The following is a 21,329-nucleotide window of genomic DNA, read 5'->3' as shown; positions in this document are numbered from 1 at the left end:
TGCTATACCTTACTTAAGATCTGCCGCAGACGTTAGTTGGTTAGTTGTTGCATCGTATTTCACTGATGCTGCTTTCTCTAACTTACCGCCTTCATCTTCAACGAAGAAGATTTGTTCAATTTTAGTATAAGTTAACGAGAATGACTCTGAAGGTTGACCGCCATCACTACCAGAAATACTGAAGTTAGCCATACGTGCTTCTTCTAACGAAATAACATAGTAAGGAATGATCCCTTTACCGTCACGTGATGGCTTAGTCATTACTAGTTCAATTGTTTTACCATCTGCACCCGGCTGGAACAAATAAGTTAACAAATAAGGTGTTGCGCCATCATATGTCTTAGAGATACTGATCTCACCAAGTGCAACCATACCGCTGTCTTGGTTATTTGCATTGCCAATATCTACTGACACACCACGCATTGCGCCCCAAGATAGACTATCGACTGCAAACCAACCTTTTTTACTATTTAAGTCAACAACCGTTGCTGCGCCTTTAATAGTGTCATTACCGTCGATTCTCATGAAGATTGATGCCATCTCTCTTTCTCCTTTGCTATTTTAGTTTGCCTACTGTGCCGCAGGCATTAATATATGATAACTACCATAATGGCCCAGAGCTTGAAGAACTGGCCTTTGGTTGCTGCTCTATTACCGGCTCAACCTTTTCAGGCTCAACAGGTGTGTGTGTTTCTTCTACAATAACAGGTGTCTCTGTTATCGTACTTTGTGGTGTAATCACTGGGGCTATTTGCTCATTAAGTAATTCACCCAAGTCATTTTCAACCCCAGTTAACTTGCTAATTTCAGCCAGTACTGGCGAATCTTTGGTGATCAGCTCGTTCATTAATTCCGAAAATGACATATTGCCCCACCGGATCGCACGCGCTAACAAATAAGGAATTGGACTGTGCGGCTCTGTTTGTTTAAAAAACACCGCAATTCGGTTCAAATCTTCAAGCGCATTCTCTCGAGTATAAGTGCTTATATCACTTTGCGCTTGAGGCCTTACAACAACCGCTTCACGCGTTTCAATTTCGGGCGTCACATCAGGTTTTATCATAGCGTCACTGTCATTTGTCTGAACAGGTGCCGGCACAATGTCTTCTTTTTTAACCACATCAGGGAAAAAATACTGATACATTGCTTTTATTTGCTTGAGATTGTCTTTTACAAAACGAAACCCAAGCAACGCCAAACCATTTTTATTTCGATAACCGTTAATGAATACATCAATTTCACCGATTTTATTGTCAATTGATGTAATCGTTTCAAACTGCGCTGTTAGCTGTGCTTTATGCGATTGAATCACACTGGCAAACTCGGCTTTTTGTTGTTCTAATTTGCCTGATTTATGATCTGATAAATAATCACTAAATGTGTAGCTGTCTATGAACGGAAACTGCATAAGGGGGGCATTCAACAACCCCGTATTTGGGCTATCCCCGGTTAACTGCTCCAACGGTCGAGTTTGGTTTTCACACTGCTTACGCATTGCTTCAGCCGCCTCTAACCCCGCAACTTTTTTGTCGGGTAAACGAGGGTGTATATCTTCTTTAAGCACATTTAACGCAAATAAAAAGTCACTTAGCCCCTCATCTAATAAAGACAGGTCAGCCTTTTTATAAGGCAGCGCTGCAAGCCACCACACAAATACTTCGATATCGCGAGACTCATTTTTTAACGTCTCTGTACAGGCTTGCTGTAGTTGATACCAAGCCTCAGCATTTTGGCGCTGTAAGTCTTGATCTTGTGCCGAAGTTGGTGTTTCTAATAATTTACGAAGGCTGGACTGAGCAACATTTAGTAAGTTTCTAAGCTCTCTAAATTTTGCACGTTGTTCTTTTAAGTAAATACCAACTTCTAATTCACTGTCTTGAGTATATAGCAACATAAATAGCTAAATACTACTCCCTTAAGATTGCGATAAAGTATAGAAACAGTTTGGAGCATAATGAGATAAAGTCAAGACAAGAATCTATGATTAAATACAGTTCAAACCACTTATTTCACCCACCTAGTTCACCCTCTAGAAAAATGAAAAAACAAAAACCCAAACGATTGATATTTATAGATATTAAATTAATTAAAATCTCCATATTTTGTTCACTTTTCAGGAGTAAAAGGGGCATATACAGCAGTTGCAACTATGAAACCAAAATGAAAACAAAATAATACAAAATGGAATAATTAGAACTTAAAATACCGATTTATTCGCCATAATATAAGTAAAGAAATATTTAATAGCAGTGGAAGTTCGTACGATAAAACTGAGTGATTTTTATTAATCATTTAATAGTTTTTAACCAACTATTGATTGATTAAAAGTATCTAGAGTAGACCCAGAGTAAAATACTCCCTTTTTAAGTCATCAAACATTTACCTTAAAGTAAAATAAGACATATGCTGTCGCATCACGTAAAAACTCAAGGACTGACTACTAATCAGCCTAAAATCTTAAATGAGTTCATTTGCACATTCATCACATCCCGACCCCTTGTAACCAGTTAAATATTTAGCTCAACTTAACCAAATAAAGTATGTACGCCTTTGATTCCGGGCAATATGAATTCACAATCAACGCTATTGACAGAAATAGAATTAAGCCATAGTCTAAATATGTCCAAATTAATGGATAACTTTCTATACTAAAAAGGAGTTCAAAGTGAAATTAGCACTAAAAAAACAACAATTGAAAAAGCTAAGCAGTAAAGAAATGTTAGATAAGAACGCAACTAAAGCAATTGGCGGCGGTGGTTTTTCTTTATCTGGTTGTTTTAAAGATCATCCATGTGAGCCTTACTAAACAGTTCACAGTCTAAGCTCATAATATGAGCTTAGACTACACAGTTCTAATTTGCGTCTAGAAAACTATGGGAAATTCAGCCAACCACCGTCAAGGTTTACAGCAACCGTTACCTAATAAAAGATAGTCTTCGTTTTAATTAACTCAAAACACACTAACACACCTGCCCTGCCGCAAAGCCACAGCTCCACGCATATTGGAAGTTATAGCCACCTAACCAGCCGGTTACATCGGTTACTTCGCCAATAAAATATAAGCCTTGCGCTTTTTTAGCCTCAAAGGTTTTTGAGCTGAGCTCATCGGTGTCCACACCACCTAAGGTAACTTCAGCGGTACGGTAGCCTTCGGTGCCATTGGGTTTGATGGTCCAATTATGAATATAAGTGGCAATGCCCTCTATTTCTGTGTGACTTAACTGGTTAAGTGCTTTGTCTGGAATGGCGTGTTCAGCAATTAAAATTTCAATAAAACGTTTTGGCAATAGGGTGCTTAAACTATTTTTAAGCGATTTACTGCCCTGCTCTGCGCGCCATTGATGAAGGGTGTCTGACAAGTTTAATTCGGGTAGTAAGTTAATCGTGACGGCCTGACCTGCTCGCCAAAATGATGAGATCTGTAAAACCGCGGGACCTGATAAGCCTCGGTGAGTAAACAAAATATTCTCTTTAAACTCAGTGCCGTCTTCACTGCTTACGTTACACGCGATGCTCACGCCTGATAGCCCTTCAAATCGTGCTTTATCATGATCATGCAAAGTAAATGGCACCAGTGCCGCCATTGTTGGTAATACATTTAAGCCAAACTGCTCGGCGATTTTATACCCAATCGGCGTTGCGCCTAGTTTTGGCATAGTTAATCCACCGGCGGCAACCACCAATGACGCACATTTAAATTGCTGCTCTGAGGTTGTCACCACATAGCCACCTTCAGCTGCTGCCACGACGTTTAACACTTCACTCCGTAAAAAGTGCTCAACACCCGCCCATTCACACTCCGTCATTAAAATATCAACAATGTCTTGGGCACTGTTGTCGCAAAATAACTGACCTAAGGTTTTATGGTGATAGGCCAAGCCATGGCGGTCTACCAGCTCAATAAAATCATGCTGGGTATAGCGGCTTAAGCATGACTTAACAAAGTGTGGATTGGCACATAAATAATTGCTGGGTGACGCCCCTTCATTGGTAAAGTTACACCGACCACCACCACTGATCAAAATTTTACGACCGGGCTTTTTACCCATATCAACAACGGCGACTTTTCGGCCTCGATAGCCAGCCTGCGCGGCACACATTAACCCAGCAGCTCCGGCACCAATCACAACAACATCAAATTGCAGCACACTTTTACTCATCAAAATAAATTTATGCGCGCATTGTAACAAAATTGCACTCGCAGCAAAATTACTTGCTCAAACTCCGGCCAAAAAAGCATATTCTCACTAAAATGTGAATTTATTTCATCTTGTTTACATTCATTTACACTACTGTGCACACTCATTTACAGAATAAATAATTTTTATAAATGTAATAAAAACATAACACTAGAGTGTTTTTTGCACAACTTAGACGGCCCCTTATAACAAAAACAATAGTGCACATAACAAAACAACACTTTAAAAAAAATAACTTTAATTTTACCTTCGTTAACCTTCTTGCAAATAAGAAGCATCAACAAAAACAAGGTAGGGGAAATTTATGACAACAACAAAATTAAAATTAGGTGCTATTTCACTGGCTGTGACTGCGGCATTTACGGCACACAGTGCTTTAGCAACAAGTAACAATATTAGCTTTGCGCAAACCGCTGTAAAAATGCAAAACCAAGCAACACTCGGTACCCAGTTCATCATAAAATATAAAGAAAACAACGAACAAATGATGACTTTATCGACTGAACAAATGTCTGACGCGAATGTGCAACAGCGCGCTCAGGGGTTTGTTCAAACATTTAAAAGCCAAAAATCGAGCGTTTCAACGCACTATGTGCGACCAATGGCGCTGGCAAATCACCACGTTATGCGGGTAAATAAAAAACTAACAACCCTTGAAGCAAACGCGTTAATGCAAGAAATCGTTGAGTCGGGTAATGTTGAATACATTGAAATAGACCAAATGCTCCAGCCATTTGCCACCCCGAACGATCCGCGTTATTCAGATCAATGGCATTATTTTGAAGCCAATGGCGGTTTGAACTTACCAACCGCTTGGGATAGTGCAACTGGTGCGGGTGTAACGGTTGCTGTACTTGATACCGGCTATCGTCCTCACCGAGATTTAAACGCAAACATTTTACCTGGCTACGACATGATCTCTAACTTACAAGTCGCGAACGATGGTGGCTTACGAGATAATGACGCACGAGATCCGGGTGATGCAACAACACGCGGCGAATGTGGTACAGACGCGCAAGGCAACCCATCACCTAGTTCAGACAGAGACTCTAGCTGGCATGGTACTCATGTTGCGGGTACTGTTGCAGCAGTCACAAACAATGGCGAAGGTATCGCTGGGGTTGCTTATGACGCACAGGTTGTACCTGTACGTGTACTTGGTAAATGTGGTGGATTAACCTCAGATATTGCCGATGGCATTATTTGGGCATCTGGTGGGACCGTTTCAGGCGTGCCTGCAAACGCCAATGCTGCTGATGTTATTAACATGAGCTTAGGTGGCGGCGGTGCATGTAGTGCAACAACGCAAAATGCCATCAACCAAGCACGTAACAACGGCTCTGTTGTGGTAATTGCTGCGGGTAACGACAACGACAATGCCAACAACTACAACCCTGGTAACTGTAATGGCGTAGTGAATGTTGCATCCGTTGGCCGTAACGGCGGCCGAGCTTACTATTCAAACTATGGTACCTCTATTGATGTCGCAGCACCGGGTGGCGCACAAAGCTTTGCCAATGATTCAGAAGGCGTTTTGTCAACACACAACTCAGGCAGCACAGGACCGGTATCTGACAGCTATCATTACTCGCAGGGTACTTCAATGGCGGCGCCGCATGTTGCAGGTGTTGCTGCATTGATCAAGCAAGCAAAACCCAATGCAACGCCTGACGAAATTGAAACTATCTTAAAAGATACCACACGTAGCTTCCCAGCAACATGTAACAACTGTGGTACTGGTATTGTTGATGCAGCAGCGGCTGTAGCGCAAGCGACAGGCACACCACCACCGACTGGTGATGACAACGTGTTAACTGATGGTGTCGCGAAAAGTGGCTTGAGTGCAGCTAAAGATAACCAAGCTTTCTATACACTTGAAGTCCCAGCAGGCGCTACTAAAGTACGCTTTACTACATCGGGTGGTTCAGGTGATGTTGACCTTTATGTACAAGCAGGCACTAAACCAACAACAAGCAGCCATGCATGTAAATCTGAGCAATCATCAACCAGTGAAGTGTGTGAAATTGATAACCCTACTGCAGGTACTTACCATGTACTATTAAGTGCGTACTCTGCATATTCTGGTGTGAGCTTAAAAGGTGATATCACAACAGGTGGCGGTACAACGCAACCGGGCGGTGGCTCACAAAGCAACCTAGCAGCCTCAAGAAGCCAGTGGCTACACTATACCATTGATGTACCCGCAGGCATGAGCAGCTTTACGGTAACAACATCTGGTGGCACGGGTGATGCAGATTTATATGTCACTCAAGGTTCACGTCCAACAAGCAGCAGCTATGATTGCCGTTCGTGGAATTCAGGCAATGCTGAAACATGTACTTTTAATGCGCCAGCAGCAGGTACATGGCACTTAAGCTTAAACGCTTACGCTACTTTCTCAGGCGTTACACTCAATGCTGAGTACAAATAACCCAACCCGATTGTAGCAACTCGCAATCACTCCCATTCCCTGGGGCAGGCCGAAGCAACCGCTTCGGCCTTTTTATTCACCGCGCTTACACCAAGCCTAAACTGGTTCTTATGCGCTGCATTTGCTCTTGTAATTGCCCTTGAATATCACTGACCTGCTGGCCTGAACTATTCACTTGATGTTTCATTTGCGACATTGCCACACTAAAGTTTTCTAGGAGTCCATTTTGCTGTTGGGCAAGCTCCATGGCGTTATCGGCAACTTGATTGGCACTTTGTGCACTGGTCGCTACACCTTCTGAATTACGTTTAAGCTCATGAGCATGAGAAGTTTGCAGCTGTGCATCGTCCGCCAATGCCGATATTTGCGTGGATACTTTTTCTGAGTTTTCACCTAAAATACCCAATTGCTGATTAATATCAGACAGCGAATCTTGGGTTTGCTGGGCGAGTTTTCTCACCTCATCAGCCACCACAGCAAAACCACGGCCATGCTCACCCGCCCTCGCAGACTCTATCGCAGCGTTTAATGCGAGCAAATTTGTTTGTTCTGCAATGGTGCGGATCATTTCAATCACTTTACCCACATCCGACACGCCATTTAATAGCTCATTTAAGCTGGCTAACCCTTGCTCAACTCGGCTTTGCGTTTCAGAGCTGGCATTGAGCATCGCGTCTGCAAATTGTACGCTTTGCGTCATAGCTTGATGCGTGCTGCTGGCATTATCCGAGACTTGGGTATTAATATCGTTCACCTCACCGCCCAACGCTTTAATTGTTACCAGCATGGTTTCGGTCTGCTCAACTTGCTCATAGGTGGTATCTGATTGGCGGCCTATTTGCGAAAGGTTATCGCTCATTTGCTGCATAAAGTCGTTGATCACTTCTAGCATATGCGAACGCTCTTGCGCTTCATTGCGTTGTCGGTCAATCAACTGATTAAAGTAGGTCGCTATTTCACCGAGTTCGGTATTGGCATGTTTACTATGAATATTTTTTAATTCATTACTTTCAATCAAGTCGGCAAACCCATCGCGTAATTGGCGCAAGGGCGTCAATACCTGATTAAATTGCATTATATAAACCGCTGCCGCTAATAAAACCAACAAGCCAATTGCAACACCAAAGATAAGCAATACTTGGTATTTTAACTGAGTCTGTTCATCTTTTAATTGTTGCTCAGCACTGAGCATGATGTCGGCAACCTCTTTAATGTCGTTACGCAGTGCATCTATACCTTGTTGCCTTTGTTTTGCCTGCGTTAAGGTGCTTTGTAAATCACGATCAAACCGTTTTGGCCAGCTTACTAGCTCGGCTTTTATTTCTTCTGCAAGATCTTCCGCCTCGCCACCAAAAAACAGTTCATCTTCATCAATTTCAGACATTACACCTAAATTGTCGAGCGACTCCAGTTTGCGCGCTAATGTATTTAAGCTGCTGATGGTTTTTTGCAAGTTGGCATCTGTTGTATTGTCAAAATGGGCATTGAGTTGATAGGTATAAATACCTAGGTTACTCACTTGTGCATAATAGTCGGACGCCAGTGAAAAATAGTCTGCACTCAAAGGGTGTGGCTGCGCCTTTAATGTGTAACTAATTAACGACGATGCCGAGCCTGCCATTTGCCTTAACGCATTATCTAGTAACGCCATTTCATTGCCCGACAACTTACCCAGTGCTCGATACTTGCCGTTTATGTCGCTATCTAAACTATCCAGCTGTTTGGTGAGTAACCCATTCACGCTGCTCGGCAATATAGATAAACTATTGGCCTTAATGGCAGCAATGATCTCTGAGGATTGACTTAGGTGCTGACTATCCCCTGCTTTTAGGTAGTCTTCAATACTGCCTTCAAGGTCAATCAAAATGGTGTTCTTTAACTGAGTGTACGCCGTGTTTTGTACATCTAACGTATTTAAAGTGTTTGACGCCCAAAATAAGACGCCCGCCAAGAATATGCTGGCCAAAGCTAAGAGTATTGCCAAGAGCCGAGTAAACGAAGATACGCGCATGATCACATCCTAATAATGAGTAGCGCGGGTAGAGTATTAACCTTTTATGACAGTTTAATGTAATTTGTTTGTTTCAGGTTCAGCAACAGATAAAAGCATACTTTAGGCGTAGCTTTTATCCGCATTAAATGGCCATTTTGCTATTTCATCGCTGATTTCACATAGACATCAAAACGATTTTTCTTAGTGGTGATCTGCATGCTGGGCTTTTTATCGTTCAAAAAAGGTGCATAGTCAGGGCGCTTAACCACCACACGTTTGCTGGCAAGCGCATATGCAAAGTCAAATAACCCATCCGCATCATGATCGTCTCCAACCAAGGTTTGAAACACGCGCATTTCTTTTTTTACCAGTGCTGACTTTTCGCGATGTGGAAACATCGGATCTAAATACACCACATCAGGCTGGCACGCCGTTGCAGCCAAAAGCGCATGACTAGAGCCAAATGCCATGGCCATATTGCTTTGCATCCAAGGTCCAATATCGGCATCTTGATAAGCACGTTGTAAGCCATCGTATAACAGTGCCGCCACAACTGGGTGGCGTTCATGTAAGGTGACTTGGCAACCAAGTGATGCCAATACAAATGCATCTCGTCCAAGTCCTGCTGTTGCATCTAAAACATGGGGGGTGGCCCCTTTATTTAAGCCAACGGCTTTGGCTATCGCTTGGCCTTTTCCACCACCAAACTTACGACGATGCGCACTTGCTCCGGTGACAAAATCAACTTGAATAGCGCCTAATTTAGGTTCATCACTTTTAAATAGCTGGAGCCCTAATTGGTCATATATCAATTTAAAATCTATACCTTGCGCATGGTTTTGCGCCCATGCAGGCAACGCAAATTTTTGCTCAATTTGTTCTAAATATGGGCGGTTTTCTGGAAAAGGGGTATGAATAACCAACTGCAAGCTCCTAAAATCATAGCCTCCACAGTATATCTAATCAGTAATCCACACGACATAAAAACTTGCTTCATGCGGCAAAGTTAATGCCGTTTGCGGTAATATAATTAAAATAATTCAATATCGGTTTGTGCAGCAACCTCTTCTTCACCCCAAGGCTTCGCAATTTTATTTAAGCTTTCAATCAATTGATGGCGTGCCTCGGTAATATCCGACAACTTAAACTTAATAATTGATAACTCGTCATCCACAAACGAAAAGTGTTGATAGAGTTTATCTAGTGCTTCTACCTGCTCTGCTGTTAGCTGCTTGTCTTTTAAGCCGTTAATTTGCTGCACCAAGTCTCCAAATTCACTTACCTTACTTGAATGATGGCCGCCAATACCAGCTAATTGGTCTGATAGCTCTTCAAAAACACGGCCAATTTGATCCACTTTACTCAATGCTTCTTCACTGACTTCCATATCTTTTATTTTTGCATTGGTTGCCTCTAAAATGTGCGGTAACAAATCTTTGTAACGCCCATACATGGCATTATCATCCACTGGCATATTTTTAATTAACAAAGACACTTTCGGGTAGTTAATAATTGTCCGGCGACCAAAATCAACAAAGCGGCTGCCATCACGATGCTTACTCAGCAGTTCTTGTTCTATTGGCTGCATGGCACCATTACCAGATAAAAACACTTGTGTATCGTGATACCAAAATGCCACAGCAACCTCTAGCTGTAATGGCACAAAAAATTCAAAGAAGTAATCCGACAGGGTGGTTAAATCATGGGCGTTATACGACTGGCCAACATAGCGCATGATCCGCCCCATATCACCAGAATCCGTCATGGCTATCTCTGCAGTGATCTGAGCTCTGCGTACATCTAGCGTTAACTTACGAGATTGTTGGCGGTACGCATCTAACACTTTAATGCGGGCAATGAGTTCATCGCTTTCGAAGGGTTTAGCCACGTAGTCTGACGCACCCGCATTGTAGCCCCTCATTCGCTCAGCTAGTTCTGACTTAGACGAAAGGAACATCACCGGTATATCCGCTGTACGACGTGACTTTTTTAGCTTTTCGCATACTTCAAAGCCCGACATGCCCGGCATTTCAACATCGAGTAAAATTATGTCTGGATGATACTTTTCAGCAAGGCGCAAGCCTTCGTCACCATTTTTGGCGTGTATCAGTTTACAAAAGTGCGACAATGCCTCTTCTATAATATGGTGCACTAATTTATCATCATCTATAGCCAACACCAATTTGGTCATTGTGCTTTCCCTATCAAATCATATCTTTAAAAAGCATAGACCGAGATGATAAATTTGCGAGCAAGTTTCAGATAAAATAAAAGCACCCTTAGGTGCTTTTATCTATATACAGCATTGTTTTACTGCAGTGTTACGCTGCTACATCAATACCACTGTGACGCAGCAATGCATCCACTTGTGGTGCTCGACCACGAAAACGGGTAAATAATGTCATTGGTGATTCAGACCCGCCCATTTCTAATATGTTTTCCATAAATGCCTGACCTGTCTCAGCATTAAAGATCCCCTCTTCTTCAAACTTAGAGAATGCATCCGCTGACAGTACTTCAGCCCACTTATACGAATAGTACCCCGCACTGTAACCACCGGCAAAAATATGACTAAAACCATGTTGGAAACGATTAAACTCTGGCGCTTTCACGACCGCGACTTTTTCTCGTACGGTATTTAACACTTGTTGAATTTGGCACCCTGAATCGGCTTGATAATCAGCATGAATGTGGAAATCAAATAAGCTAAATTCAATTTGACGCAACATTTGCATCGCAGATTGATAGTTTTTAGCCGCTAATAACTTATCTAGTAACTCTTTTGGTAATGGCGCGTTTGTTTCGTAGTGCCCAGAAATAAAACTCAACGCTTCTTCATCGTAACACCAGTTTTCAAGAAACTGACTTGGTAGCTCAACCGCATCCCATGCAACCCCATTAATACCCGCCACTGGTGCTGCATCAACTTGCGTTAGCATATGGTGAATACCATGACCAAACTCATGGAATAATGTAGTGACTTCATTATGGGTAAATAACGCAGGTTTATCTCCAACCGCTTTATTGAAATTACACACCAAATAAGCAACGGGTGTCTGAAGTTGGCCATTTGCACGCATCTTTCTGCCCATGCAATCATCCATCCACGCACCGCCTCTTTTATGCTCGCGCGCATACAAATCTAGATAAAAGTGACCACGTAATTCGTCGGCTTTATCATGTATCGCAAAAAAACGTACATCGCTGTGGTAACTATCAAAGTCTGTCATTTCAGTTACTTTAATACCGAATAAACGATTAACCGTTTCAAATAAGCCATTCAGTACACGGTTTGCTGGGAAGTATGGGCGTAATTGTTCATCAGAAATCGCATACTTGTCTTGTTTTAGCTTTTCACCATAATAGCCATAGTCCCAAGCTTGCAGCTCACTAATGCCATGTGCCTGCTCGGCAAATTCAACAAGCTCTTTTAATTCACCATTTGCTTGAGCTTTGGATTTTTCAGCTAAGTCATTCAAAAATTCAAATACTTGCCCTGGTGAATCGGCCATTTTTGTTGCCAGTGATTTATGTGCATAGCTATCAAAACCAAGTAATTGTGCTATTTCATGACGCAGGGCTAGCGCTTCAGCCATAATCTCTGAGTTGTCGAATTCATTGGCATTTGGTCCTTGATCAGACGCTCTGGTTGAAAATGCACGATACGCTTCTTCGCGTAATTCACGGTTATCGGCATATGTCATCACCGGTAAATAAGACGGGAAATCGAGGGTAAATACCCACCCTTCTAATTCTTTACTTTGTGCTGTATGCGCAGCTAATGCGAGTGCGGATTCAGGAAGACCTGATAATTGACCTTCATCTGTAATATGTTTTTGCCAAGCTTGCGTGGCATCCATCACATTATTACCAAACTTTGCGCCCAATTCGGATAAACGCGCACTTATTTCGCCATAACGGTTTTGCTGTTGTTCATTTAATGCAATTCCTGATAACGCAAAATCGCGCAGCTGATTGTCGATAGTGGTTTGCTGAGCAATAGACAATGTTGAAAATTCAGCAGACTCTTTTACTGCTTTATAGGCGTTATATAACCCTTGATGCTGACCACAGTAAGTAGAATATTCAGAGATCAATGGTAAACACTCATCATAGGCTTCTCGCAGCGCATCTGAATTAACCACTGAGTGCATGTGCGAGACAGGCGACCACATACGCGACAGCTTGTCATCCGCCTCTTCTAATGGTAGTACCAAGTTTTCCCAATTAAATACACTGTTAGTCAGCACATCATCAATGGTTTTACGACAGTGAGCAATCGCTTCTTTAAGGGCGGGTACTACATGCTCTGGCTGGATCTTAGAAAATGGCGGTAGGCCTTCAAGCCCGATTAATGGATTGCTCATGTAATCTCTCTTTTATTTTTTATCTAGGTGTTGAAATTGGGGCAAACATCGCTATTTCAAGCAGTAACAAAGAATTCTGATCAACCTGAAAGAAAGCATATACCTGTTCTAAAGTGATCATGTATACGTATTCTTCCGTTAAGCTTAAGTTATCATCACGCAGAAATTTCAGATCTTTACGTAAATTGGTATTACACTGTTATTTTTTCATCGGCTTGATGGTCTTACTACTTTAAGCGTAGAACATATTATTTAATTTTTAAGGGTAAATTATGGCTCAACATTTTGATTATATTGCTATTGGTGGAGGCAGTGGCGGTATTGCTTCTGCAAACCGAGCTGCAATGCGTGGCGCAAAAGTAGCCATTATTGAAGCCAAGCACATGGGTGGAACCTGCGTAAATGTCGGGTGTGTGCCAAAAAAAGTTATGTGGCATGGCGCGCAAGTCGCTGAAGCAATTAAATTATATGCGCCCGATTATGGTTTTGATGTTGAACTGAAAAACTTCAATTGGTCCAAACTAGTTGAAAGCCGTCAGGCATATATTGGTCGAATTCATCAAGGTTATAATGGCTATTTAGCCAAAAATGGCGTCACCGTGATCAATGGCTTTGCTAAGTTTATTGACAACAAAACGGTTGAAGTTAATGGAGAGCACTACACCGCTGATCACATTTGTATTGCAATAGGCGGTCGTCCATCGGTACCAAACATACCGGGTGCTGAGCACGGTATTGACTCCAATGGTTTTTTTGAGCTAAATGAGCAACCACGCAGTGTTGCTGTAATTGGTGCAGGGTATATTGCCGTTGAATTAGCGGGTGTTTTGCATGGGTTAGGCACTGACACGCATTTATTCGTTCGTAAACACGCCCCATTGCGCAGTTTTGATCCGCTCATTGTAGAAACCCTCACCGAAGTAATGGAAAAAGAAGGCCCAACACTTCACACTCACTCTACACCGAAAGAAATTGTAAAAGAGGCCGACGGCTCTGTGACACTTCACCTTGAAAATGGGGAAAGTCACAATGTGGAGCAACTTATTTGGGCAATCGGTCGAGAGCCAGTAACCGACTTGATCAATCTAAAAGCCACTGACGTTGATACCAACCAGCGTGGTTTTATCAAAGTAGATGAATTTCAAAATACATCGGTGGATGGCATTTATGCGTTAGGCGATATTATGGAAGGTGGCATAGAGCTTACACCCGTGGCTGTAAAAGCCGGACGTATGTTGGCCGAGCGCTTGTTCAACCCTGAATTACCCAATGCAAAAATGGATTATAGCTTAGTCCCAACAGTGGTATTCAGTCACCCTCCAATTGGTACCATTGGTTTAACTGAACCCGATGCCATTGCACAATATGGCGAAGATCAAGTTAAAGTATATAGTTCGTCTTTTGCGGCCATGTACACCGCAGTTACAGCTCATCGTCAGCCTTGTAAAATGAAGCTAGTGTGTGTAGGCCCTGAAGAGAAAGTGGTTGGCTTACATGGTATTGGATTTGCTGTTGATGAAATGATCCAAGGTTTTGCCGTTGCCATGAAAATGGGCGCGACCAAAGCAGACTTTGACGCAGTGGTTGCGATACACCCAACGGGTAGCGAAGAGTTTGTGACTATGAGGTAGGGGTCGAAATACAATCAATATCGATTGAATTTCACGTGCCTACGTTATGCCACCTAAATGCAGCGGAATTAGGTGGCATAGACATTACAATGCAATTCAGAATAGATTAGATCAGAGCAATTCACTATCTTTATATAGGCACTAAGTGCAATAACCCCTTTACAGCACTCAACGACGACTCTCGTTACCAGCAAAACTGATTCACTGGATATTTCTCTCAAAAAATACAAAATACTAACTAACAGTTACGTTATAAAACCCCCGTTTTAAATGACTTTACGGTACTTCGAGTAACACATTTGACCTTCACTGTTCAGTTGGATAAACCTGGGACTTCCCATTTGGTATAAGTCTGAAGATATACCGGTCTATTTCACATTTATTTCACGCCCAGTTATTTAATGTTGCCTCATCAGAATTAAGGAAACAAACATGAGTATAAAGACTATATTTTCAATTAAAGGGCTCAAAATAATGGCAGGGCTATTCTTCTTTTTAGGCGCAATCTATTATGCATTTTTTACCTTAGACACTGAAAACTTGACCACCGAGCAAATAGTCGATAGCTACAATTATACGCCTGTTGAACATATGGATTTTGAGTTAAATGAGCTAGATGACAGATTATTTGAGTTCAGTTATACCACTTTTGATGGTTCAAAGGTAAAAGGGCAAATTAACTATCCTCAAGAGGTGAAAGACAAATACCCTGTTTTAATAGGTCTGCATGCTATGGGCCGCAGCTACCCTCGCTGGTGGACAGATTCGATCAATGGACGACCCACGGTTACCCAAGTTAACAAGATAACCCAACAAGCCCTACAGAAAGGGTATGTTGTCATTGCAATTGATGCGAGATATCACGGCTCACGCAAAGTTGCTGATAAGCCTCTAAGCTCGATCATGTTCGATGTGAACTTTCTGGGTGATAAAACCGATTATGTAGAGATGATGAGCCATACCATTGTCGACCACCGAGTATTGATTGACTGGATTGAACAACAAAAGCAACTGGATATCAGCAATGTTCACGTTGCAGGTTATAGTATGGGCGGCCAATCTAGCCTGCTATTAGCGGGTGTGGATAAACGAGTTAGTAATGTTTTAGCCATTGTGCCACCACACATTGAAGATACCACAGCTTCAGTAGCCCCTAAAAATGTGGCGTCTTTATTGGTTGATCAAAAAGTATGGTTGGTCACGACAAACAATGATGAATATGCCAGTAAAAGTAATAATTTGGCTTTGTATAACGCACTTGCATCGAGTAATAAGAAACATATTATTTTTGAGGGTGGTCACATAATAAACCAAGAGTATGTTGAGTCACTGGCTAGCTGGTTTTAGCACAATCATGTTCTCTTCAACGCAGTCACTAACGGCTTTACTACAGCAAGCCTTTTGGTTTATCAGAAGGCTTGGTCTGTTTCCTAAGGCTAAACTATACTTTCAAAACTGAACATAAGCAGAGAGTATTTCCCATTGTACAAAGTAATAAGTTTTTTAATCTTATTATTGCCAGTAACGACGGTGGCGAGCTTAGATCCTAAAACAGCTGAAAATGAATACTTACTCCAACAAGCACAGTATTATTTATCTTCAGATCCAACAAAATCACTGCGTATCTTGAGCGACGATCTCACGCTGTCTCAATTAACAAGCAAACAAAAAATACAGTGGTATCTGCTCAACACCAGAGCCGCGATTGTTACCAATCAACTGAACAACGGATATGCGTCACTTGAGCAATTGTTTTTATTAAATGAACACCCCTTTTTTTATGAAAAGCTGCCATCTATCCTCAGTATGACCGGAGTTTGGTTGCGTAAATCATCCTATATCAACGATGCAGAAACCACATTTACCTGTGCGTTGAAGCAAAAATCCTCTTTAAATCAGCAAATGGGATTAAAAATTAGCTTGGCAATTATCGCTCGCCATCAAGCCAATTACATTCGCGCCAAAGCACTGTACAAAGAAGCATATCAAATTGCTGAGAAGCTAAAAAATGAGCGCGCTTTAGCCACCATTGCGAATAACTTAGGCGTTCTTGCATTAGATAAAAATAAGCTGACTCAAGCAAACGGCTATTTTCGTAAAGCTTTGGCAGGTCACCAACTGCAAGCGAAAAAGCCAGGTCATATAAATGCAGGAATAAACTTACTGTTTGTTTTTTTATTACAAAAGCAATTCATTAATTATCAACGCTTGTATGACCCCATTGCTAAGCTGGTTGAAAGCTTTCCCGACCAGCCTAAACGAACTTACCTTTTATGGGTGAATAGTGGCTATGAAGCAACGCAAGGTGTGCTCATTTCACAGCAACTAAGAACTCAGTTAATAACAGAGTTTGATCAATTAGAAAGTAAGGGGTTAAAACAGCTTATACATAAGCACTTAGCCCCCTCCTTGAATATCGTATTGAAATTACCAGCTCAGCAAGCGAGCAAAACATTTAACGCACCTTGGTTTAAGCAAATTAAATTGTGTAATTGGTAGTTGCTATAGCATTCAACTTTATAAATATAATATGAGGTTGAGTACAACTGATGTGGAAACACGACAGAATAAAAAATAATGATAAGGTGGCATAACCGTGGTTTTTCATGACATAACACTAATGTTTGCCTTGACCCTTGCTGCATTGATAGGTGCAGTAATGATTGCTGCAATAGGGAAAATGAGTGAATCTGCACTTGGTGCGCGTATGTGGGCTCTTGGGTATAGCTGCCTAGCGGTCGCTTATGCCATCAACGTGTTTGTTTCCTCAGAATGGAACCCTGCAAGAGGCTTTACATACAACACTATGCTTATTGCTGGGCATACATGGTTACTTGCGGGCACGTGGCAATTTATGAATAAACCCCTGCCTACTCGCACTATTTCTCTGCTGTTTATAAGTATTTTTATCAGCACTGTGATTTTCACTTTTCTCTTTCCAATACGAGATGTACGCTTAGTGACGATTGGCATTTGGCTCATTATGGTTCGTGCAAGCTTTGCTTACTGCCTATGGCAATATGCTAATAATAACCGTTATGAACGGACTATTTCTCGTGTAGCGGCTTCTTTGGTGTTAGTTGAGGTGCTTGCCACCCTTATTTACACCACCAATGGTGCGTTAGGCGAATTGCCTTTAATTGGTAAACAATCAGGTACGGTTGCAGTGATCACTTGGCTCGGTGCCCTCATCGGGATCATGGTTGGCGCGCCTATTCTCATGCTCCTAAGTACCAGTCGGTTTATCGCTGAACTTGATAAAGCTGCGCATCATGACCCACTTACTAGCTTGTATAATCGTCGTGGATTTTTCTATGTCATTAGGCCGTTACTCACTATTGGCGCCCGTCAACACAACAACATTCATGTGCTGATGATAGACATTGATAACTTTAAACAATTAAATGATACACATGGGCACTCAGTTGGCGACCATGTATTAGAAATTGCCGGAGAAACTCTTGCTACGACGGTTCGTGAAAGTGACGCCGTAGCCCGATGGGGAGGTGAAGAATTTTGTATACTGACCTATGCAATGCATACAGATAACACCATAAAATTAGCAGAACGCATTCGTACGCTATTTACAGAAAAATGCGCTTTGCTACCAGAATTACAAAATGACGTTGTTACGATCAGTATTGGCGTATCAATAAATGGTCGAGATGGTGAGTCATTTGATGCAATTCAGTCGCGGGCAGATAAAGCCCTGTATACCGCGAAAAAAACAGGGAGAAACAAAACAATTTTGTATAGCGAATGAGTATTAACAATATGCGAAAACTAGCTTCTTACCACACAGTTTCGGCCGTTGGCTTTTGCTTGATAAACGGCATGATCAGCCAATTTTAATGATTGGCTAAAAGGCAGTTGTAAATTTACCTCGGCCACACCACAGCTCACCGTGATCATAATTCTCTCAGAACCGTATTCGATTTGTTGCTGAGACAAGGCTTCTCGTAATCGCTCTGCCACATGGTATGCATTATCTGCATTGGTGTGCGGTAGCATCGCTACAAACTCTTCTCCGCCAAGTCGGCATAAGCAGTCTTCGGTACGCAGTACTAATTTACAACACCCAGCAAAAGCTTGTAATACAATATCGCCAACCTCATGGCCATAAGTATCATTAATCGCTTTGAAGTGATCAATATCGACGACGACCATACTCAGTGGCAGCTCTGCTCGCATATGGCGGCTTATCTCTCGCTCCGCATAATCCATTAAATAGCGTCGGTTTTTAAGCCCTGTGAGTGCATCTTGAAATGCTAAATCTGAGAGCTGTTGCTGCAATGCCCACAGTTCGCTCACCAGAATGCGTCGGCTACAACAATCTGCGATCATTTCGGCATATGATACTTCTGCACTTTGCCACTGTCTCGGGCCATCAGTTCCTTCGCAACACACAATACCATGAGGCACACCATTTTTAAAAATGACCGTATCTAACATGGTAGTTATGCCGTATGGCTTTAAGTAATCATCTGAAAACTCAGTTGTGCGTGGGTCTGTTTCAGCATCACTCGCGGCAATAGATTCTCCATTTTTTAATGCCGTGAAATACGCATGATAGCGTTCTAAGCTCAATTTGGCATAATCCATTTGCTCAACTTTGGTTGACCAATCGGTGTTCGCCACATTCAATAAAAAGCGGGGTTGAATATGATCATCAAATAGCCACACTGACACTCTGCTCACCGCTAACGTGGTGCGCCCTTCATCAATAATATCCTGTAAAAACGCCTGATAGCTGCCAGAAACATCAACTTCTTGAGAGCATACTCTTCTCAATCGTTGTGTTACTTCACTTAAATCATTGAGCATAAGACACCAAAGCTACTAAACATTTACAAACACATTTTTCTACATCTCTATTAATGATACGCAATAATCAGAAAAAGGATGAACTATTTTATACATCAATATGAGTAACTTGTTTTGATACAAATAAAAACGAGGGTAAAGTACCTATTAACAAAACACTATATCATGAGACAATTCAACAGCCACATATAAGACAACTGCTGAATTATCATATGACAATAATTATGATAGATATTTCAATAAATACTTTTTAAATATTGGATCGGTTTTAGCCAACGCTTTTTGCTCAGCCAAAATATCTTTTAATATCGAGTTTGACGTTAAGGGGTTTGCCAGTACAACCCTAAACACCACTGTCGGTTGGTGATCATATTGAGCTGGAGTCAATCGAGTACGCGATACAAATGAACGCCCTGTTTCGCGCTGGCGTTTTTGCATACTGGCAGTAAAGCGGTTGAGTGCTGCATAGATTTCAATCCGTTCAGCCTCATCAGCCCGCGCAATCGCATGCTGTATTTGCTTTGGCACATATCGATAAGTGAGTAAGCATAATTCAGGTTCAGAGATAAGCTCAAAGTCAGGGTCATTTTTTATTAATTCGGCAAAGTAACGTGCTTTATCAATGCCTTTATCAATCAGCATTTCGTAACCTTTACGACCAATAACGCGCATACAGGCGTGTACGAGCATTGCCATACCTGGGCGACTTCCCTCTAAGGTATGACTGCCTAAATCTTTTGAGCCTTTACGCAGGATATACTCAGCATGGTGCTCAATCGCATCAGCTGCTGCTGGGTCTTTGAATAAAACGAGCCCCGCGCCCATCGGCACATACATTTGTTTATGAGCATCAATCGTAATGGAATCTGCACGCTCAATACCCGCCAATAAATGCCGGTTATTGTCTGATAGGAGTGTCGCGCCACCCCATGCAGCATCAACATGAAAATAACACCCAAGTTCAGCGCTTAAATCAGCCATATCGTTTAAAGGATCGATATTACCTGTTTCTGTGGTGCCAGCAACCCCGACTAAAGCCAATACTTTAATGCCTTTTGCTTGCAATTGATGCGCTGTCTCACGCATTTTTTCAACATCAACTTTATTATTTTCGTCGGTCGCAATACCAATAAAGTTTTCTCGGCCAAGCCCTAAAATATCAGCCGCTTTACCTAATGAATAATGGCCTCTATCTGATACAAGCACTGCCAACCCTTTATAACCGTAATGCAGCATGCCTGCGAGCATTCCCTGTGCAGCAATACCTTTAAATTCGCCATCGGCTTTTAATAAACGGTTTCGGGCAATCCACAATGCAGTAATATTGGCAATCGTTCCACCAGAACAAAATGCACCGAGCGATGTTTTTGCACTGTGCATCCATTTGTCATAAAAATGTTCGTCATTACCATAAGCTAAATGGTGCATCATCCCCAGCACTTGACGCTCTAAAGGTGTAAATGCTTTAGAGGTTTCAATTTTAACCAGGTTTTGATTTAAACCCACCATCAATTTAGACAGCGGCAACACAAAGTGGGGTAACGCTGAGGTCATGTGTCCAATAAAGCTTGGGGCAGCCGTATGGACTGAATGTGCCACCAGCTGCTCCATTATGTCTTGTGCATAATCAGAAACGAACATCGGCTCTTCAGGCAACACCGCATCTTGAAAGTCTTTTTCAATCTCGTGTAAAGGCTTTTCAATTGCCGCGATGTTCTCATTTAAGAACCCAGCTAAATTACTAGAGATTTCTAACTCTATTTTACTCAGAGTCGAATCTGGCGCTTCTGGCACCGTAAAAATACGCATTAAACTTTCTTCAGAAGCGACAGCACAACGCTTTGGACCCATCTTGCTACCTAATTCTCTAACTCTGTATTGCTG

At 42.0% G+C, this 21,329-nt stretch carries 15 protein-coding genes; 6 read left to right on the top strand and 9 right to left on the bottom strand.

Annotation, left to right across the window (positions count from 1 at the left end; genetic code table 11):
• Nucleotides 1-9: 9 nt before the first annotated feature.
• Both BGP78_RS12055 and BGP78_RS12050 read right to left on the bottom strand, forming a co-directional pair.
• Nucleotides 10-540: a type VI secretion system tube protein Hcp gene (locus BGP78_RS12055; protein WP_010362738.1), complete on the bottom strand. Its 531-nt coding sequence runs from the start codon at nucleotides 538-540 to the stop codon at nucleotides 10-12.
• Between the two features lie 61 nt (nucleotides 541-601).
• A complete protein-coding gene (locus tag BGP78_RS12050; protein WP_119861600.1) occupies nucleotides 602-1,894 on the bottom strand; it encodes an ImpA family type VI secretion system protein in 1,293 nt (430 codons plus the stop codon).
• Between the two features lie 771 nt (nucleotides 1,895-2,665).
• On the opposite strand from BGP78_RS12050, the gene BGP78_RS22665 reads away from it, so the two are divergent.
• Complete coding sequence (locus BGP78_RS22665) at nucleotides 2,666-2,806, top strand: hypothetical protein (protein WP_171044277.1); 141 nt, start codon at nucleotides 2,666-2,668, stop codon at nucleotides 2,804-2,806.
• Between the two features lie 154 nt (nucleotides 2,807-2,960).
• Here BGP78_RS22665 and BGP78_RS12045 read toward each other — a convergent pair whose 3' ends face one another.
• Nucleotides 2,961-4,148 (bottom strand): NAD(P)/FAD-dependent oxidoreductase, encoded by a 1,188-nt coding sequence (locus BGP78_RS12045; RefSeq protein ID WP_119861699.1) that lies wholly within the window; start codon nucleotides 4,146-4,148, stop codon nucleotides 2,961-2,963.
• Nucleotides 4,149-4,503: 355 nt separating this feature from the next.
• On the opposite strand from BGP78_RS12045, the gene BGP78_RS12040 reads away from it, so the two are divergent.
• A complete protein-coding gene (locus BGP78_RS12040) occupies nucleotides 4,504-6,630 on the top strand; it encodes a S8 family peptidase (protein ID WP_119861599.1) in 2,127 nt (708 codons plus the stop codon).
• A gap of 85 nt (nucleotides 6,631-6,715) precedes the next feature.
• Here the strand turns inward: BGP78_RS12040 and BGP78_RS12035 are convergent, their stop codons facing one another.
• The 4 genes from BGP78_RS12035 to prlC all read right to left on the bottom strand — a co-directional run bounded on the left by BGP78_RS12035 (nucleotide 6,716) and on the right by prlC (nucleotide 12,990).
• The gene (locus BGP78_RS12035; protein ID WP_119861598.1) at nucleotides 6,716-8,641 is read right to left on the bottom strand and encodes a methyl-accepting chemotaxis protein; all 1,926 of its coding nucleotides are present in this window, start codon (nucleotides 8,639-8,641) and stop codon (nucleotides 6,716-6,718) included.
• 140 nt (nucleotides 8,642-8,781) lie between these two features.
• On the bottom strand, nucleotides 8,782-9,546 hold the full coding sequence (locus BGP78_RS12030) for a class I SAM-dependent methyltransferase (RefSeq protein WP_119861597.1): 765 nt from the start codon (nucleotides 9,544-9,546) through the stop codon (nucleotides 8,782-8,784).
• A gap of 107 nt (nucleotides 9,547-9,653) precedes the next feature.
• Entirely contained in the window at nucleotides 9,654-10,814 is a 1,161-nt protein-coding gene (locus BGP78_RS12025) for a response regulator (protein ID WP_119861596.1), read from the bottom strand.
• Nucleotides 10,815-10,944: 130 nt separating this feature from the next.
• Nucleotides 10,945-12,990 (bottom strand): oligopeptidase A, encoded by a 2,046-nt coding sequence (prlC, locus tag BGP78_RS12020; RefSeq protein WP_119861595.1) that lies wholly within the window; start codon nucleotides 12,988-12,990, stop codon nucleotides 10,945-10,947.
• 272 nt (nucleotides 12,991-13,262) lie between these two features.
• Here prlC and gorA point away from each other — a divergent pair, with 272 nt between their 5' ends.
• The 4 genes from gorA (at nucleotide 13,263) to BGP78_RS12000 (ending at nucleotide 18,384) form a co-directional block, all read left to right on the top strand.
• Nucleotides 13,263-14,621 (top strand): glutathione-disulfide reductase, encoded by a 1,359-nt coding sequence (gorA, locus tag BGP78_RS12015; protein WP_119861594.1) that lies wholly within the window; start codon nucleotides 13,263-13,265, stop codon nucleotides 14,619-14,621.
• 432 nt (nucleotides 14,622-15,053) lie between these two features.
• Entirely contained in the window at nucleotides 15,054-15,968 is a 915-nt protein-coding gene (locus tag BGP78_RS12010) for an alpha/beta hydrolase (RefSeq protein ID WP_119861593.1), read from the top strand.
• A 135-nt stretch (nucleotides 15,969-16,103) separates the two neighbouring features.
• Nucleotides 16,104-17,120 carry a tetratricopeptide repeat protein gene (locus BGP78_RS12005; RefSeq protein ID WP_119861592.1) on the top strand — a complete coding sequence of 339 codons (1,017 nt, stop codon included), beginning with the start codon at nucleotides 16,104-16,106 and terminating at the stop codon, nucleotides 17,118-17,120.
• A gap of 160 nt (nucleotides 17,121-17,280) precedes the next feature.
• Nucleotides 17,281-18,384, top strand: coding sequence for a diguanylate cyclase (locus BGP78_RS12000; protein WP_182912280.1), 1,104 nt, complete (start codon nucleotides 17,281-17,283; stop codon nucleotides 18,382-18,384).
• 20 nt (nucleotides 18,385-18,404) lie between these two features.
• Here BGP78_RS12000 and BGP78_RS11995 read toward each other — a convergent pair whose 3' ends face one another.
• Both BGP78_RS11995 and panP read right to left on the bottom strand, forming a co-directional pair.
• The gene (locus BGP78_RS11995) at nucleotides 18,405-19,445 is read right to left on the bottom strand and encodes a sensor domain-containing diguanylate cyclase (protein WP_119861590.1); all 1,041 of its coding nucleotides are present in this window, start codon (nucleotides 19,443-19,445) and stop codon (nucleotides 18,405-18,407) included.
• Nucleotides 19,446-19,667: 222 nt separating this feature from the next.
• The gene (panP, locus tag BGP78_RS11990) at nucleotides 19,668-21,296 is read right to left on the bottom strand and encodes a pyridoxal-dependent aspartate 1-decarboxylase PanP (protein WP_119861589.1); all 1,629 of its coding nucleotides are present in this window, start codon (nucleotides 21,294-21,296) and stop codon (nucleotides 19,668-19,670) included.
• Nucleotides 21,297-21,329: the final 33 nt, after the last annotated feature.

This window comes from Pseudoalteromonas sp. MSK9-3 (genome assembly GCF_003590335.1).
Lineage (GTDB): Bacteria > Pseudomonadota > Gammaproteobacteria > Enterobacterales > Alteromonadaceae > Pseudoalteromonas.
The sequence above is the reverse complement of the archived record's forward strand: the minus strand, read 5'-3'. Positions and strand labels throughout refer to the sequence as shown.

What these genes read in the sequence shown, in the direction of transcription:
- BGP78_RS12055 (WP_010362738.1), bottom strand. Translation starts at nt 540, where the DNA reads ATGGCATCAATCTTCATGAGAATCGACGGTAATGACACTATTAAAGGC.
- BGP78_RS12050 (WP_119861600.1), bottom strand. Translation starts at nt 1,894, where the DNA reads ATGTTGCTATATACTCAAGACAGTGAATTAGAAGTTGGTATTTACTTA.
- BGP78_RS12040 (WP_119861599.1), top strand. Translation starts at nt 4,504, where the DNA reads ATGACAACAACAAAATTAAAATTAGGTGCTATTTCACTGGCTGTGACT.
- BGP78_RS12035 (WP_119861598.1), bottom strand. Translation starts at nt 8,641, where the DNA reads ATGCGCGTATCTTCGTTTACTCGGCTCTTGGCAATACTCTTAGCTTTG.
- BGP78_RS12025 (WP_119861596.1), bottom strand. Translation starts at nt 10,814, where the DNA reads ATGACCAAATTGGTGTTGGCTATAGATGATGATAAATTAGTGCACCAT.
- prlC (WP_119861595.1), bottom strand. Translation starts at nt 12,990, where the DNA reads ATGAGCAATCCATTAATCGGGCTTGAAGGCCTACCGCCATTTTCTAAG.
- gorA (WP_119861594.1), top strand. Translation starts at nt 13,263, where the DNA reads ATGGCTCAACATTTTGATTATATTGCTATTGGTGGAGGCAGTGGCGGT.
- BGP78_RS12010 (WP_119861593.1), top strand. Translation starts at nt 15,054, where the DNA reads ATGAGTATAAAGACTATATTTTCAATTAAAGGGCTCAAAATAATGGCA.
- BGP78_RS12000 (WP_182912280.1), top strand. Translation starts at nt 17,281, where the DNA reads ATGATTGCTGCAATAGGGAAAATGAGTGAATCTGCACTTGGTGCGCGT.
- BGP78_RS11995 (WP_119861590.1), bottom strand. Translation starts at nt 19,445, where the DNA reads ATGCTCAATGATTTAAGTGAAGTAACACAACGATTGAGAAGAGTATGC.
- panP (WP_119861589.1), bottom strand. Translation starts at nt 21,296, where the DNA reads ATGGGTCCAAAGCGTTGTGCTGTCGCTTCTGAAGAAAGTTTAATGCGT.